Annotated in this window: 15 protein-coding genes, 1 pseudogene and 1 riboswitch; of the genes and pseudogenes, 7 read left to right on the top strand and 9 right to left on the bottom strand. The window is 67.5% G+C overall.

What is annotated here, in order from left to right:
* Nucleotides 1–168: 168 nt before the first annotated feature.
* The 4 genes from hemE to KZ491_RS06765 all read right to left on the bottom strand — a co-directional run bounded on the left by hemE (nucleotide 169) and on the right by KZ491_RS06765 (nucleotide 3,333).
* Nucleotides 169–1,236, bottom strand: a complete 1,068-nt coding sequence (gene hemE / locus KZ491_RS06780; protein WP_425493122.1) for a uroporphyrinogen decarboxylase — start codon at nucleotides 1,234–1,236, stop codon at nucleotides 169–171.
* A gap of 109 nt (nucleotides 1,237–1,345) precedes the next feature.
* Nucleotides 1,346–1,600 (bottom strand): WGR domain-containing protein, encoded by a 255-nt coding sequence (locus tag KZ491_RS06775; protein ID WP_222565086.1) that lies wholly within the window; start codon nucleotides 1,598–1,600, stop codon nucleotides 1,346–1,348.
* A gap of 63 nt (nucleotides 1,601–1,663) precedes the next feature.
* The gene (gene aroB, locus KZ491_RS06770; RefSeq protein WP_222565085.1) at nucleotides 1,664–2,785 is read right to left on the bottom strand and encodes a 3-dehydroquinate synthase; all 1,122 of its coding nucleotides are present in this window, start codon (nucleotides 2,783–2,785) and stop codon (nucleotides 1,664–1,666) included.
* Nucleotides 2,782–3,333 (bottom strand): shikimate kinase, encoded by a 552-nt coding sequence (locus KZ491_RS06765; RefSeq protein ID WP_222565084.1) that lies wholly within the window; start codon nucleotides 3,331–3,333, stop codon nucleotides 2,782–2,784. The genes aroB and KZ491_RS06765 overlap by 4 nt, the downstream gene beginning before the upstream one ends.
* Nucleotides 3,334–3,456: 123 nt before the next feature.
* Between KZ491_RS06765 and KZ491_RS06760 the strand changes: the two genes are divergently transcribed.
* Nucleotides 3,457–3,660 carry a dodecin family protein gene (locus KZ491_RS06760; RefSeq protein ID WP_222565083.1) on the top strand — a complete coding sequence of 68 codons (204 nt, stop codon included), beginning with the start codon at nucleotides 3,457–3,459 and terminating at the stop codon, nucleotides 3,658–3,660.
* A gap of 52 nt (nucleotides 3,661–3,712) precedes the next feature.
* A complete protein-coding gene (pdxH, locus tag KZ491_RS06755) occupies nucleotides 3,713–4,315 on the top strand; it encodes a pyridoxamine 5'-phosphate oxidase (RefSeq protein ID WP_222565082.1) in 603 nt (200 codons plus the stop codon).
* A 28-nt stretch (nucleotides 4,316–4,343) separates the two neighbouring features.
* On the opposite strand, the gene KZ491_RS06750 is transcribed toward pdxH, so the two are convergent.
* From KZ491_RS06750 to proC, 3 genes are read right to left on the bottom strand one after another with little or no spacing between them, the layout of a single operon-like run.
* A complete protein-coding gene (locus tag KZ491_RS06750) occupies nucleotides 4,344–5,138 on the bottom strand; it encodes a cobalamin-binding protein (protein WP_222565510.1) in 795 nt (264 codons plus the stop codon).
* A gap of 11 nt (nucleotides 5,139–5,149) precedes the next feature.
* Entirely contained in the window at nucleotides 5,150–5,626 is a 477-nt protein-coding gene (locus tag KZ491_RS06745) for a DUF4426 domain-containing protein (protein WP_222565081.1), read from the bottom strand.
* Nucleotides 5,627–5,669: 43 nt separating this feature from the next.
* Nucleotides 5,670–6,521, bottom strand: coding sequence for a pyrroline-5-carboxylate reductase (proC, locus tag KZ491_RS06740; RefSeq protein WP_222565080.1), 852 nt, complete (start codon nucleotides 6,519–6,521; stop codon nucleotides 5,670–5,672).
* Between the two features lie 301 nt (nucleotides 6,522–6,822).
* Between proC and KZ491_RS06735 the strand changes: the two genes are divergently transcribed.
* Nucleotides 6,823–7,860, top strand: a complete 1,038-nt coding sequence (locus KZ491_RS06735; RefSeq protein ID WP_222565079.1) for a type IV pilus twitching motility protein PilT — start codon at nucleotides 6,823–6,825, stop codon at nucleotides 7,858–7,860.
* 58 nt (nucleotides 7,861–7,918) lie between these two features.
* The gene (locus KZ491_RS06730) at nucleotides 7,919–9,073 is read left to right on the top strand and encodes a PilT/PilU family type 4a pilus ATPase (RefSeq protein WP_222565078.1); all 1,155 of its coding nucleotides are present in this window, start codon (nucleotides 7,919–7,921) and stop codon (nucleotides 9,071–9,073) included.
* 92 nt (nucleotides 9,074–9,165) lie between these two features.
* On the opposite strand, the gene KZ491_RS06725 is transcribed toward KZ491_RS06730, so the two are convergent.
* Entirely contained in the window at nucleotides 9,166–9,819 is a 654-nt protein-coding gene (locus tag KZ491_RS06725; protein ID WP_222565077.1) for a DNA-3-methyladenine glycosylase I, read from the bottom strand.
* A 2-nt stretch (nucleotides 9,820–9,821) separates the two neighbouring features.
* On the opposite strand from KZ491_RS06725, the gene KZ491_RS06720 reads away from it, so the two are divergent.
* The 3 genes and pseudogenes from KZ491_RS06720 to KZ491_RS06710 all read left to right on the top strand — a co-directional run bounded on the left by KZ491_RS06720 (nucleotide 9,822) and on the right by KZ491_RS06710 (nucleotide 11,901).
* A complete protein-coding gene (locus KZ491_RS06720; RefSeq protein ID WP_222565076.1) occupies nucleotides 9,822–10,388 on the top strand; it encodes a YqgE/AlgH family protein in 567 nt (188 codons plus the stop codon).
* Nucleotides 10,385–10,867 (top strand): annotated as a pseudogene (gene ruvX / locus KZ491_RS06715) (Holliday junction resolvase RuvX); the annotation flags it as partial. The gene KZ491_RS06720 and the pseudogene ruvX, both read left to right, overlap by 4 nt.
* 83 nt (nucleotides 10,868–10,950) lie before the next feature.
* Complete coding sequence (locus tag KZ491_RS06710; protein ID WP_222565074.1) at nucleotides 10,951–11,901, top strand: aspartate carbamoyltransferase catalytic subunit; 951 nt, start codon at nucleotides 10,951–10,953, stop codon at nucleotides 11,899–11,901.
* Nucleotides 11,902–12,029: 128 nt separating this feature from the next.
* Here KZ491_RS06710 and gcvP read toward each other — a convergent pair whose 3' ends face one another.
* Complete coding sequence (gene gcvP, locus KZ491_RS06705; RefSeq protein ID WP_222565073.1) at nucleotides 12,030–14,927, bottom strand: aminomethyl-transferring glycine dehydrogenase; 2,898 nt, start codon at nucleotides 14,925–14,927, stop codon at nucleotides 12,030–12,032.
* 117 nt (nucleotides 14,928–15,044) lie between these two features.
* A riboswitch (glycine riboswitch) is annotated at nucleotides 15,045–15,154 on the bottom strand.
* Nucleotides 15,155–15,176: the final 22 nt, after the last annotated feature.

Below are 15,176 nucleotides of genomic sequence, written 5' to 3'. Positions count from 1 at the left end.
CGATGGGCCCGCAGGTAACGCATGCAGGGCACTTCGATGTTGGAGCGAACGCGACGGTGGACCGACGGGTGCGAATGCCCTTGGGTGTGAAGTAAAGGAGGAGGCACCGGCCTCATCGGTGCCGGGGGACATTCACATCCAAGGGCGTTCGTTCCCGCCCCCACCAACTCAGCGCGCGCTGAGCTCGTGGACGGCCTCGACCATCACGGCGACATGCTCGGGCTTCATGTCCGGGGACATGCCATGGCCGAGGTTGAAGACGTGCCCTTCGCGCGAGCCGCCGTTGCCGTCGCGGTAGCTGTCCAGCGCACGGCCGACGTGCTGGCGGATCGCATCCGGATCGGCGTACAGGGTGACCGGGTCCAGGTTGCCCTGGATCGCCACCTTGCCGCCGGTGCGGCGCACGGCATCCCCAAGGTCGATCGTCCAGTCCACGCCCACGCCTTCGGCGCCGGTGTCGGCCAGCTCACTGACGTAGGCGCCGTTGCCCTTGCCGAACAGGATCAGCGGAGTGCGGTCCGCGCCCTCACCACGCTCCAGTTCGGCGGCGATGCGCTGCATGTAACGCAGCGAGAACTCGCGGTACATCGATGGCGACAACACCCCGCCCCAGGTGTCGAACAGTTGCAGCGCCTGCGCACCAGCGGCGCGCTGCGCCGACAGGTAGGCGATGACCGCGGTCGTGGTGACGTCCAGCAGCTGGTGCATGGCGGCCGGATCGTTCATCGCCAGCGACTTCACCCGGGCAAAGTCCTTGCTGCCGCTGCCTTCCACCATGTAGCAGGCCAGCGTCCACGGACTGCCGGAGAAGCCGATCAGCGGCACCTTGTTGTCCAGTTCACGACGGATGGTGCGGATCGCCTCCATCACATAGCCCAGGTCGCTCTCCATGTCCGGCACGCCGAGCTTGGCGATGTCGGCGGCAGTGCGGACCGGGCGTTCGAACTTCGGACCTTCGCCCTCGACGAAATGCAGGCCCAGGCCCATCGCGTCGGGAATGGTGAGGATGTCGGAGAACAGGATCGCCGCGTCCAGCGGGAACCGGCGCAGCGGCTGTAGGGTCACTTCGCAGGCCAGGTCGGGGTTCGTCGCCAGGCCCATGAAGCTGCCGGCTTGGGCGCGGGTGGCGCGGTACTCGGGCAGGTAGCGCCCGGCCTGGCGCATCAGCCAGACCGGCGTGTGGTCAACGGGCTCGCGACGCAGGGCGCGCAGGAAACGGTCGTTCTGGGGCTGGATGGACAAGGCTGTAGTTCCTCGAAAAGTCGTCGCCCGGTGCAGGGCTCGGTGAAGCGGCAGGGTGGTGCCGCAATGGATCGGACGGCACCCGATGCAGGAGTGGTGTGGTTCAGCGGGGCGCCGCGGCTCCCTGGGTAAACATCAGCTGGAAGCCGCGCTTGAGCTGTTGGTCTCGAGCCCGTTCAAGGGCGGCGATCGCGCTGTCATGGTCCAGAAACTGCTCGCGGCGGACCTGGCTGCGACCTCCCATCACGCCGGTCTCGCGGACCAGCGTCCAGCCGCCGAGCAGGTCGGGCTGCAACATCAGCTGCACGAAGCGGGGCGCCTCGGCGTCGTCGGGTCGTTGTTGCAGGAGCAGGCGCATGCCCTGATTGTACGGGCTTGGGCTGCCGGGAGCCGGTGATGCCGGGGCGCTGGCCCGGCCTGTTCAGTCAGCCAGCACGGCGAGCACCGTGGCCTCGTCGACCCCGGGCACGACCCGGGCGCTGCCCGCGCCGTCGGCGAGGATGAAGCGGATGCCGGCGGCGTCGGCTTTCTTGTCCAAGCGCATCCGGGCCAGCAGCGCATCTGCCGCCAGGCCTATGGGGATCGTCGTGGGCAGTTCGAGACGCTGCAACAATCGCTGCAGGCGGTCACCGGCGCTGGCCGGGGCGAGCCCCAGTGCCGCGGACAGTCGCATCGCCAGAACCATTCCGACCGCCACCGCTTCCCCGTGGTTGAGGCCCCCGCCGTGGGTACCGGCGTAGCCCTGCTCAACCTCGATGGCGTGGCCGAAGGTATGGCCGAAGTTGAGCAGGGCGCGGTCGCCGTGCTCGAGCAGGTCGCGGCCCACGACGGCAGCCTTGAATCGGCAGCAGCGCGCGATGGCCTCGGCGATGATCGCCGGCTCGCGCGCGAGCAGCGCCTCGGCGTGTGCTTCCAGCCACTCCAGAAACCCGGCGTCGGCGGGGTCCAGCGAGACGGCTGTCGCGCCGTACTTGACCACTTCGGCCAATCCGGCGCGCAGCTCCCGGTCCGGCAACGTGTGCAGCACCGAGGTATCGGCGATCACTGCTCGCGGCGGGTGGAACGCGCCGACCAGGTTCTTGCCCGCCGGCAGGTCCACGGCGGTCTTGCCGCCCACCGAGGAGTCGACCATCGCCAGCAGCGTCGTCGGCACCTGGACAACGTCGATGCCGCGCATCCAGCACGCGCCGGCGAAACCGGCCAGGTCGCCGATCACGCCGCCGCCCAGGGCGATCACCGCCGCGTCGCGGGTGGCGCCAAGCGCGGCGAGCGCGTCCAGCACCTCGCCGAACCGCCCCAGGGTCTTCTCGTGCTCGCCGGGGGGAATGACCAGCCGCGCGATCGCCAGACCGGGGCGGGCGTCCTGAAGCGCGGCCTGCACGCGGTCGGCATACAGCGGGGCCACATTGCTGTCGCTGACAATCAGGGCATGGCGGCCGCGGATCGTATCGGCGAGCAACGCGCCGTCGTCCAGCAGGCCCGCGCCAATGGAGATCGTGTACGGATGAGCGCCGTCGACGGCGACCTTGAGGATCGCGCTCATGCGTCGGCTCCGATGCCCAGGCAGGTCGGCAGTCCCGCCACGATCCGCGAGCAGACCTGCGACGGCGCAAGGCCATCGGTATCGATGCGCATGGCGGAGACGGCTGCGTACAGCGGATCACGCTGGATCGCCAGTGTTTGCAGGACCGTTGCGGGATCGGGGTGTTGCAGCAGCGGGCGCCCGGTATCCCCCGCCGCGCGTGCGAGCTGGGTCGCCGGACTGGCGTGCAGATGGACCACGAAACCGCGATCGGAGAGCAGTGCGCGGGTGCCGGCATCGAGCACGGCGCCGCCGCCGGTGGCAAGCACCATGCCGTCCTGTGTCAGCAGGCCGGCCAGCATCGCGCGCTCCCGCTTGCGGAACCCCGCCTCGCCTTCGCGTTCGAAAATGAGTGCGATGCTGGCGCCGGCCTCGCGCTCGATTTCCGCATCCGCATCCACCAGGCGCAGGCCGCAGCGCTCGGCCAGCTCGCGTCCGATCCGCGACTTTCCGGCGGCCATGGGGCCGACGAGGATGATGTTGGTGGGTTCGCGGGCTGGCTCGGTCATGACGCCGATTGTAGGACGCCAATGGCCGGCGGTCTTGGCCTGTTGCGCGTCTTTCACAGGGCGCTGGCTAGGGTTGGAGCTTCCGGTCGCATAACGCCAAACCGGTGCAAAGGAGAATCAACCATGTCAGTCGCAAAAGTCATCGAACTCAACGCCGCCTCGGACAAGAGCATGGAAGACGCGGTCCAGCGTGGTCTGAAGAAAGCCGCCGAGTCGGTCAAGAACATCAAGGGCGCCTGGGTCAACGAAATCAAGGTGGTGACCGACGACGCAGGCAACATCAACGAATGGCGGGTCAACATGAAGGTCAACTTCATCGTCCAGTAGCCTGCGTCACGGACGGGTGCGGTTAGCGCCGCATCCGGCCCACAATAGGCGCATGACTACCATCGACCTGTTGTCCGAAGCCAACGCCACCTTTGCCGCGCTGTTCGAACAGGCGCGGCAGGCCGGCGAACCCGATCCCACCGCGATGAGCGTGGCGACCGCCACCCTAGGCGCCCGCCCCTCCACCCGCATGGTGCTGCTCAAGCAGCATGACGAACGTGGGTTTGTGTTCTACACCCACCTTGATGGGCGCAAGGGCAGGGAGTTGCAGGACAACCCGTGCGCCGCGCTGCTGTTCCATTGGCCGCGGGTCAAGAACGGGGTGCAGGTGCGCGTCGAAGGCGGGGTGTCGATCGTTGCCGACGAGGAAGCCGATGCGTACTTCGCCTCGCGCCCGCGCGGCAGCCAGATCGGCGCCTGGGCGTCGCTGCAATCGGAGACCCTGGATGAGCCGGCGACGTTCCACGAACGCGTGGCGCAGGTCGAGCTGGAATTTGCCGGGCGCGATGTCCCGCGCCCGCCGCGGTGGACCGGTCTTCGGGTACGGCCAATGTCGATCGAGTTCTGGTACGGCGGCAACTTCCGCCTGCACGAGCGTTGCCTTTACGAGTGCGACCCTGCCGGCAACTGGACCAAGCGCATGCTCTACCCCTAGACCGCGTGCTGGGAATGGGCCGCGGTGCTTACGCCTGGCGCTGCGCCCAGCCCTGGATGATGGCCTCAAGCGCATCGATGCCATCGGTGAGCGCGGCCGGGCCCGGCTGCAGGATCAACGGCGATTTGACCTCGTGCAGCTCGCCGTTGCGCACCGCCGGCACCTCCTCCCATCCCGGACGCGCGACGACGTGCGCGGGGCGGAATTTCTTCCCGCACCAGCTGCCGATGATGATGTCGGGCTGGCGACGCACCACCTCCAGCGGGTCGGCGAGGATACGGTCGCGGCCCAGCGACATCGCCGCGCGCTCGGGAAAGATGTCGTCGCCACCGGCAATACCGACCAGCTCGGACACCCACTGGATCGCCGAGATCTGCGGCTCATCCCATTCCTCAAAATAGACTCTCGGCCGGCGTGACAGCGTTGCCGCGCGACTGCGGATCTCCTCCAGACGGGTCTCCAAGGTCGCTGCCAACCCTGCCGCGCGATCGCCTGCGCCCACCAGCGCACCCAGGCGCCGGATGTAGTCGATGATCCCCGCCACGTCGCGGTGATTGCTGATCCAGACCTCCACTCCGGCGCGGATCAGGTCGGCCGCGATATCGGCCTGGATGTCGGAGAAGCCAATCACCATGTCGGGCTTGAGGGCCAGGATCCGGTCAATCCTGGCGCTGGTGAAAGCGCTGACCTTGGGTTTCTCGCGGCGCGCGCGGGACGGGCGCACGGTGAACCCGCTGATGCCGACTATCCTGTGTTGCTCGCCGAGCAGGTACAGCGTCTCGGTCGGTTCCTCGGTCATGCAGACGATGCGCTGCGGACCCATGGCCAGCGAGCTCACTGGGGCTGGAAGTCGCGGGTGAACTGCATGGTCTTGCGGGCGCCATCCTCCAGGGTGATGTCGACCTCGAACTTCAACGTGTCCGGCAGGCTCACCTGCAGGGTGCCGACGTAGTCCATCAGGTCGCCGCTGCTCAGCTCGCGCAACTCGATGGGTCGCCGTCCGCCGCGCAGGTCGCTCGCGGTCGCCACGATGCGCGCCGGGACCGAGACTTCCGCGCTCCCCTCGCCGCGCCGCAGGCCCACCAGCAGCATCACCTGGTCATCGGCGCGCCGGATGCCGTACTTCTCGGCAACCAGGCTGCCAAGCGTCGCCGTGGGCATCACCGTTGCCCGCGCGGTGACGTCACCGATAGTGACAATCGTGTCCTGCGATTCGGCCATCGTCGCGGCCGGGACCGGGGCGGCCGGTTCACCGCTGCACGCGGACAGCAGGCCCATGCCGAGCACCATGGAAAAAAAGGGGGTTCGCAATGTCGTGCTCCTGGAAGTCGGGTGTCGGGGCCGCGGCACGCGGTCAGTCATCGTTGGCGGCGGACAGTTCGCGGCCGCGTGCGGCCGCGGCGGCCACGGCGCGATCGACCAGCTGACGCAGGCCGCCGTTCTCGAACGTCTCCACCGCCGCGTGCGTCGTCCCGCCGGGCGATGTCACGTTGCGACGCAAGTCCTCGGCCGCCTCGTCGCGCTCGGTCAGCATCCGTGCGGCGCCCAGCAATGTCTGGTTGGCGAGCAGGCGCGCGGTTTCCGGCGACAGACCCTGATGTATGCCCGCCGCCTGCAGGGCCTCCGAGAACAGGAACACGTACGCCGGGCCACTGCCCGACACCGCCGTCACCGCGTCCATTTGCGCTTCATCGTCGATCCAGACGGTCGGGCCAACCGCGTCCAGCAGGCGCTCGGCCTGCCCGCGCTGGGTCGGGTCCACCTGCGCGTTGGCGAACAGGCCGGTCATGCCGGCGCCGATCAGCGACGGTGTGTTGGGCATCGCCCGGATCACTGCCGCATCACCGCCCAGCCAAGTCGACAGCTGGTCGCTGGACAGGCCGGCGGCGATGGAGATCGCCAGTGGCCGGGCCGTGCGGGCGATATCCACCACCTCGGCGCATACGGTGCGCATCACCTGCGGCTTCACCGCCAGCACCCACACGCTGGCCTGATCAACGGCCTCGCTCGCGCTGGCAAACACCTGCACGCCGAAGTCGGCGAACAGAGCCTCGCGCACGGCGGCCACTGGATCGGCCACGCGGACGCGGGTCGGGTCGGCGCCGCGCGCGATCATGCCGCCGATCAGGCTGCGGGCCATGTTGCCGCCACCGATAAAGGCGACGACCGGGGCGGATGGGGAGGTCGAGGGGGTTGTGTCGCTCATGGAACCTGCCTGTGGTTTGCGGTGATTGCCTGCCAGGGCATCGGGATCGACCAGTGTAAGAGGGTGGGCCATCGCGTGCCTCCCGCGCACCAGGAGCATGGTTGGAAGCGCGTTGAGCGAGGCGGGCCGGCGGCCCCGCAGCGGGCGACGAAGGCTGTGATCGGGTACTGGATTGACGGCACCTGTCGGGGGCTATACTCCGGGCTGGGGCCATCCGTATCACCATTTGCCTGCGCGCCGTCGGCGGCTGCGGGCGGAGCGGGGCGCGGATTTCCGAAATCCACGGTTCAGGGGAACATGCATGGATATCGCCGAGCTGCTGGCGTTTTCAGTCAAGAACAAAGCATCCGATCTGCATCTGTCGGCCGGCATGCCGCCGATGATCCGCGTTGATGGCGATGTCCGCCGGATCAACATCCCGGCGCTGGACCACAAGACGGTCCACGCGCTGGTGTACGACATCATGTCGGACAAGCAGCGCCGCGACTTCGAGGAATTCCTCGAGACCGATTTCTCGTTCGAGATTCCGGGGCTGGCCCGTTTCCGCGTCAACGCTTTCAACCAGAACCGTGGCGCCGGCGCGGTCTTCCGCACCATTCCCTCCGAGGTGCTGACCTTGGAGGACCTGGCGACACCCCGGATCTTCAAGGACCTGATCGACCAGCCGCAGGGCCTGATCCTGGTGACCGGCCCGACCGGCTCGGGCAAGTCGACCACCCTGGCGGCGATGATCGACCACATCAACAAGACCGAGTACGGCCATATCCTGTCGGTCGAGGACCCGATCGAGTTTGTGCACACCTCGCAGAAGTGCCTGATCAACCAGCGCGAAGTGCACCGCGACACGCACGGATTCAACGAGGCCCTGCGCTCGGCCTTGCGTGAGGATCCCGACTACATTCTGGTCGGCGAGTTGCGCGACCTGGAAACCATCCGGCTGGCGCTGACCGCGGCGGAAACCGGGCATCTGGTCTTCGCCACAGTGCATACCAGCTCGGCGGCCAAGACGATCGACCGCATCATCGACGTGTTCCCGGCGGGCGAGAAGCCGATGGTGCGCTCGATGCTGTCCGAATCACTGCGCGCGGTGATCAGCCAGGCGCTGCTGAAGAAGGTCGGCGGCGGCCGGACCGCGGCATGGGAAATCATGGTCGGCACGCCGGCGATCCGGAACCTGATCCGCGAGGACAAGGTCGCGCAGATGTATTCGGCGATCCAGACCGGCCAGAACGCCGGAATGATGACCTTGGACCAGCACCTCCAGGACCTGGTGAAACGCGGGCTGATCCTGCGTCCGCAGGCGCGCGAATACGCCAAAGACAAGCGGTTGTTCGATTGACCGGCCGATCCACTGAATGCGCCGCCAGGCCGGGTGCCTGCGGACGGGGGATATCGCAATGAACACGACCCAGAGCACGAACGAGACCATCGACTTCACGTCGTTCCTCAAGCTGATGGCGCACCAGAAGGCCTCCGATCTGTTCATCACCGCCGGCATGCCGCCGTCGATGAAGATCAACGGCGTCCTGCAGCCGATCACCAAGAACCCGCTGACACCGCAGCAAAGCCGCGACCTGGTGCTCAACGTAATGAACCCCTCGCAGCGCGAGGAGTTCGAGAAGACCCATGAGGCGAACTTCGCGATCGGGCTGGCCAATGTCGGCCGCTTCCGCGTCAGCTGCTTCTACCAGCGCAACCAGGTCGGCATGGTGTTGCGCCGGATCGAGACCAGGATCCCGACCATCGACGAGCTGAACCTGCCGCCGGTGCTCAAGACGCTGGCGATGACCAAGCGCGGGATCATCCTGTTCGTCGGCGCCACCGGTACCGGCAAGTCCACCTCGCTGGCGGCGATGATCGGCTACCGCAACCAGAACTCGACCGGCCACATCATCACCATCGAGGACCCGATCGAGTTCGTGCACAAGCACGAGGGCTGCATCATCACCCAGCGCGAGGTCGGCATCGACACCGACAGCTGGGAAAATGCGCTCAAGAACACGCTGCGCCAGGCGCCCGACGTGATCATGATTGGCGAGGTGCGTACCCGGGAGGGCATGGACCACGCGATCGCCTTCGCCGAAACCGGCCATCTGGTGCTGTGCACCCTGCACGCCAACAACGCCAACCAGGCGATGGATCGGATGATCAACTTCTTTCCCGAGGACCGGCGCAACCAGCTGCTGATGGACCTGTCGCTGAACCTTAAGGGTGTGATCGCGCAGCAGCTGATCCCGACCCCGGACGGCAAGTCGCGTCGGGTCGCGATGGAAATCCTGCTGGGGACGCCGCTGGTCCAGGACTACATCCGCGACGGCGAGATCCACAAGCTCAAGGAAGTGATGAAGGAATCCACCCAGCTGGGCATGAAGACCTTCGATCAGGCCTTATTCGAGCTGTTCCAGGCGGGCGAGATCACCTACGAGGACGCCTTGCGCTTCGCCGACTCGCAGAACGAGGTGCGCCTGCGCATCAAGCTCGCCCAGGGCGGGAATGCGCAGACCCTGGCCGCGGGCATGGACGGGGTGGAAGTCGCCGAGATGCGCGACTAGCAGAAGCCACCCGGTGCGGGCTCGGCGCACCGGGTCTGGAGAGCACGGCTCGAGATTCAGCGTTCCATCGTCCAGCCGGTAGCCGCCGTTGATCAGGTTGCAGGTGTTGCTGAGGGACAGCCGATTGTCGGTGAAGTCGAGTTGCAACGGGATGTGGATGGCAGTTCCCGGGCCCACGGGGCGCCGGCCGCCAGCGTGCGCGCGTGGACCGGGCAATCGCTGCGATGCGCGCCCGGCAGGTATCCCAGGCTCATCAGGAACTCGCCGGTTATCTCCGGGCCCGTGAAGCGGAAGGTCTGCCTGAACAGCTGTACCCACCCGGCCTTGTCGCGGCGGTCGTCGGCGTCGGTCAGGTGCGCATCCAGCCAGTGGCTGAAACCGCCGTGGCTCGCGCGCAGGCGCTGGATCACCTGCGCGTTGTGGATCGCTGCGTTGATCTTCAGTTTGTTGCGGATGATCCTCGCATCGCCCAGCAGGCGCTCGCGATCAGCATCGCCATACGCCGCGACGCGATCGACATCGAATCCCCCGTAGGCGCGCTGGAACGCCTCGCGCTTGCCCAGGATGGTCAGCCAGCTGAGGCCGGCCTGGTTGATTTCCAGGACCAGGCGTTCGAACAGGACGGCCTCGTCGCGCTGGAGGAAGCCGTATTCATCGTCGTGGTAAGGGCCGTGCAACGGATGACCCGGTGCGCTGTCGCAGTAGCTTGGTGGCGCGGCAGGCACGGGCTGCGGGCTAGAATGCATGGATGGATTCTGGCCCCACACCCCTTGCCAATCAATTGCTGATCGCCCTGCCGGCGCTGGAGGAGGGCGCGTTCGCACGTTCGGTCGCGCTGATCTGCCAGCACGACGAGGACGGCGCCATGGGCATCGTGATGAACCGAGCCTCGGAGTACACGCTGGGCGAAGTGCTCGGCCAGATGAGCATCAGCGGCGGCAGCGATGAACTGCGTTCGCGGGTGGTTCTCGCCGGCGGTCCGGTCCATCCCGAGCGTGGCTTCGTCCTGCACGACGGTGGCAGCCGCTGGGACTCGACCCTGCCCATCGCGGATGGGCTCTCGCTCACCACCTCGCGCGACATCCTGGAAGCGATGGCCAGCGGTGAGGGACCGGCCAACGCCGTCGTGGCGCTGGGCTGCGCGGGCTGGGGTGCCGGCCAGCTGGAGCAGGAGTTGACCAACAACGACTGGCTTACCGCCCCCGCCGACGCGGAACTGCTGTTCGAGGTGCCGCTGGAAGCGCGCTGGGAGGCCGCGGCCGGTCGCATCGGCGTGGATTTCGCCCACCTTGCCGGCTACTCCGGCCGCGCATGAGCGGTAGCGACGAGCCGGCTCGTCCCGCAGACGCGCTGCCTGCGATCCGGCCCGATGGCAGCGTGCTCGGTTTCGATGTCGGCTCGCGGCGAATCGGTGTCGCGCTGGGCACGCCGCTGGCGGGGCAGGCGCGCGCACTGGCGGTGATCGACGTGCACGGCGCCGGCCCGGACTGGGCCGCGATCGAGCGCCTGTATCGCGAATGGCGGCCCGATGGCTTCATCGTCGGCGACCCGCTGACCCTCGACGGCGGCGGCCAGCCCGCGCGTGAGCGGGCGCACGAGTTTGCGCGGCAGCTGCAGCTGCGTTACTGCCGGCAGGTGCTGCTGGTGGACGAGCGCTCCAGCTCGATGGAAGCGGCGCAGCGTTTCGCCCGCGCGCGCGCGCAGGGCCAGAAACGCCGCCGCGATGCCGTGGCCCTGGACGCCATGGCGGCGGCAGTGATCGTGGACCGCTGGATGGGCGCGCCGGGCGATGCCATCGACATCCGCGAGGTCGCGCCCACCATCGACACCCACTCCACAGCCTCCAGCAGCGCCGCCCCCGACCCGGGAACGAACGAATGAACACAGCGACCCAAGTGCCCGCGCCTTTGCGTCACCTGCTCAGCCTGCAACACCTGCCACGTGCGCAACTGATCGCCCTGTTGGACCGCGCCCAGGCCCATGCCGACGGCGAAGGGGACCGGGCCGCGCTGGCCGGGATCGCAATCTGCACCCTGTTTTTCGAGGCTTCCACCCGCACCCGCCTCAGCTTCCAGCTGGCCGCGCAGCGGCTCGGGGCAGACGTGCTCAACTTCGATGTCTCCACCTCATCCACCCGCAAGGGCGAAACCGCCCGCGACACGCTGCGCACCATCGAGGCGATGGGCGTGCGCGGGTTCGTGGTGCGCGACAACGAGGACGGCAGCGTGGCGGCCCTGGCTTCTGCGGCCGGACCGGGCACCGCGCTGGTCAATGCCGGCGATGGGCGCAGCGACCACCCCACGCAGGGCCTGCTCGACATGCTGACCCTGCGCCAGGCAAAGGGGACCGACTTCAGCGGCCTGAAAGTGCTGATCGTCGGTGACGTCAAGCATTCCCGCGTCGCCCGCTCCGACCTGCATGCCCTGCGTACGCTCGGCACCGGGGAAATACGCGTGTGTGCTCCGCCCTCGCTGTTGCCGGGCGACAACACCCTGGCCGGGTGCACCGTCAGCCACGACCTGGACGCCGCTCTGGAGGGCGTGGACGTGCTGATGATGCTGCGCCTGCAGCGCGAGCGTATGGAGGAAGGGCTGGTGACCTCGTTGGAGGGCTATCACCGCGACTTCGGCCTGACCGCCAGCCGCCTGCGCCGCGCGGCGCCGGATGCGGTGGTCATGCACCCTGGACCGATCAACCGGGGGGTGGAGATCACTGACGAGGTGGCCGACGGCCCGCAATCGCTGGTACTGCGCCAGGTCCGCAATGGCGTGGCAACGCGAATGGCGGTGCTGGAAACCCTGCTCGGCGGCCCCGCGCGTCCGTGTTGACGCTGAACAAAACGAGCATCCATGCGATGCGGTCGGCCCTCACCTGATGCAGCCTGAGAAAAAGCCCCGCAGATGCGGGGCTTTTTTTGGACTGGAAGCCGGTCAAGCGCCGGTAAAAACCAACGCGATCAGGACACCATCGGCTCGCTGAAGGCCTCGATCTCGCCTTCGTACTCGTTGATCGGCACGCAGGCGCAAAACACGTTCTTGTCGCCGTAGATGTTGTCCACGCGGGCAATCGGCGGCCAGTACTTCTGCTGCCGCAGCGAGGGCAGCGGGAATGCCGCCAGCTCGCGCGGGTAGGCGCGCGCCCACTCGCTCGCGCTGACCTGCGCCGCCGTGTGCGGGGCGTGCTTGAGCGGATTGTCCTTGCGGTCCAAAGACCCGTTCTCGATGGCCCGGATCTCCTCGCGGATCTGGATCATCGCGTCGATGAATCGGTCCAGTTCGTGCAGCGACTCGCTTTCGGTCGGCTCGACCATCAGTGTCCCGGCGACCGGGAAGCTCAGGGTCGGGGCGTGGAATCCGAAATCGACCAGCCGCTTGGCCACGTCCTCGGCGCTGACTTCGGTGGCCTTCTCAAGCGGACGCAGGTCCAGGATGCACTCGTGCGCGACCAGACCGTTGCGGCCGGTGTACAGCGTCGGGTAGTGCGGCTCCAGCCGCTTGGCCACGTAGTTGGCGTTGAGCATGGCGATCTCGCTCGCCCGGCGCAGCCCGTCGCGGCCCATCAGGGTGATGTACATCCAGCTGATGGGCAGGATCGAGGCGGACCCGAAGGTCGCGGCGCTGACCATGCCGACATCGCCCTGGCCGCCGAACGCGCGTGGCAGGTAGGGCGCCAGGTGCGACTTCACCGCACATGGGCCCACGCCAGGACCGCCGCCGCCGTGGGGGATGCAGAAGGTCTTGTGCAGGTTGAGGTGGGAGACATCCGAGCCCCATTTGCCCGGCTGGGCGAGGCCGACGATGGCGTTCATGTTGGCGCCGTCGGTGTAGACCTGGCCGCCGTGGGCGTGGACGATCTCGCAGATCTCCACCACGCCTTCCTCGAACACGCCGTGGGTGGAGGGGTAGGTGATCATCAGCGCGGCCAGCCGGTCGGAATACTTCTCGGCGTTGGCGCGGATGTCCTCGACATCGACGTTGCCATTGGCGTCGCACTTGGTCACCACGACCTTCAGGCCGCACAGCTGGGCGGACGCCGGGTTGGTGCCGTGGGCGGATTCTGGGATCAGGCAGATGTCGCGCTGGCCCTGACCATTGGCGCGGTGCCAGGCGCGGATCGCGAGCAGTCCGGCGTATTCGCCCTGGGCGCCCGAGTTGGGCTGCAGGCTGACCGCGTCATAGCCGGTGATCTCCGCCAGCATCGCCTCCAGGCCGTCGATCAGCTCCTTGTAACCCAACGCCTGGTCGGCGGGCGCCAGCGGATGGATGTTGGCGAACTCCGGCCAGGTGATCGGGATCATCTCGGCGGTGGCGTTGAGTTTCATCGTGCAGCTGCCCAGCGGGATCATGGTGCGATCCAGCGCCAGGTCCTTGTCCGCCAGCGAGCGGATGTAGCGCAGCATCTCGTGCTCGCTGTGGTGGGTGTTGAACACCGGGTGGGTCATGAATTTCGATTCGCGCAGCAGCCCGGCCGGCAGGGCGTCGACGGTATCGGCGTCGAGCTCGTCGATGCGGTCCAGGTCGATCTGCACGCCGAACAGGCCGGCCAGCGCGATCACGTCCTCTCGGGTGGTGGTCTCGTCAAGGCTGATGCCCACGCTGTCGGCATCAATCACGCGCAGGTTCATGTGCGCCTGCGCCGCGCGGTGGTGCATGTCGGCCGCGTCCACGCCGGTCAGGTGCAGGGTGTCGAAGAAGTTGTCGCCAACCGCCACCCCGGCATTGCGCAGGATGCCGGCAAGGATGCCCGCCAGGCGGTGGGTGCGGCGCGCGATTCGGATCAGCCCGTCGGGACCGTGGTAGACGGCGTACATCGCGGCCATCACCGCCAACAGCACCTGCGCGGTGCAGATGTTGCTGGTCGCTTTCTCACGGCGGATGTGCTGCTCGCGGGTCTGCAGGGTCAGGCGATAGGCCGGGTTGCCTTCGGCATCCACCGAGACGCCGATCAGGCGGCCCGGCATCGAGCGCTTGTAGGCGTCGCGGCAGGCCATGAACGCGGCATGCGGCCCGCCGAAGCCGAACGGCACGCCAAAGCGCTGGGTATTGCCGACCACTATATCCGCGCCCCACTCACCTGGCGCCTTGAGCAGGGTCAGGGCGAGCAGGTCGACGGCGACGGCAACCAGGCCGCCGCGTGCGTGCACCGCCTCGGCCAGTTCGGCGTAATCGTTGGCGCGTCCGAAGGTGTCCGGGTACTGCAGCAGCACGCCAAAGGCATCGGTGTTGGCTGCGTCGGCGTCATCGCCGATCACCAGCTCGATCTCCAGTGGCTCGGCGCGGGTGCGCATGACCTCGATGGTCTGCGGGTGCACGCCGCGGGAGACGAAGAACACGTTGGTCTTGGCGCGGCTGGAACGGCGCGCCAGGGTCATTGCCTCGGCCGCCGCGGTGGCCTCGTCCAGCAGGGACGCGTTGGCGATCTCCATGCCGGTCAGGTCCATGCACATGGTCTGGAAGTTGATCAGTGCTTCCATCCGGCCCTGCGAGATCTCCGCCTGATAGGGCGTGTACGCCGTGTACCAGCCCGGGTTCTCGAGGATGTTGCGCAAGATGACGTTAGGCGTGTGGGTGCCGTAGTAACCTTGGCCGATGAAGCTGCGGAAGACCCGGTTGCGCTCGGCGATCTCGCGGATCTTTGCCAGCGCGTCCACCTCGGTCACTGCCGCAGGCAGCGCCAGCGGTCCGGTCGAGCGGATCGAAGCGGGAACGATCGCATCGGTGAAGGCGTCCAGCGAATCGTGACCGACCACGCGCAGCATGTGCGCGATCTCGTCATCGTTGGGGCCGATGTGGCGCGCAACGAAGGCATCGTGATGCTCAAGCTCGCGCAGGGTGAGGGGGGTGTCGTGGCTCATGTCAGGGGCGTCCGTTGGCTGCGTGCGGTACAAGATCGGGGGAAGGGCATTCCTACCCGCCGGCCTCAAGGCCAACGGGCGCTTGCGGGCTGGTGGCTTGCGCCACTCGACATCCCCGCGCGCCCCTCTGTCCTTTTGCCTGAGAGTTTTAAAAGCCGACCGTGAGAGCGTCCGCGCTTCGTGCCCCTTCGGCGCCGGATTCAACCGGTCTCTCCAGAGTGGTTCACAGCCGGTGGTACGGGAGCCTGA

It is taken from the genome of Novilysobacter antarcticus (assembly GCF_019802285.1).
In the GTDB taxonomy this organism is placed as follows: Bacteria; Pseudomonadota; Gammaproteobacteria; order Xanthomonadales; family Xanthomonadaceae; genus Novilysobacter; species Novilysobacter antarcticus.
This window is presented reverse-complemented; position numbering and strand designations above follow the sequence as displayed.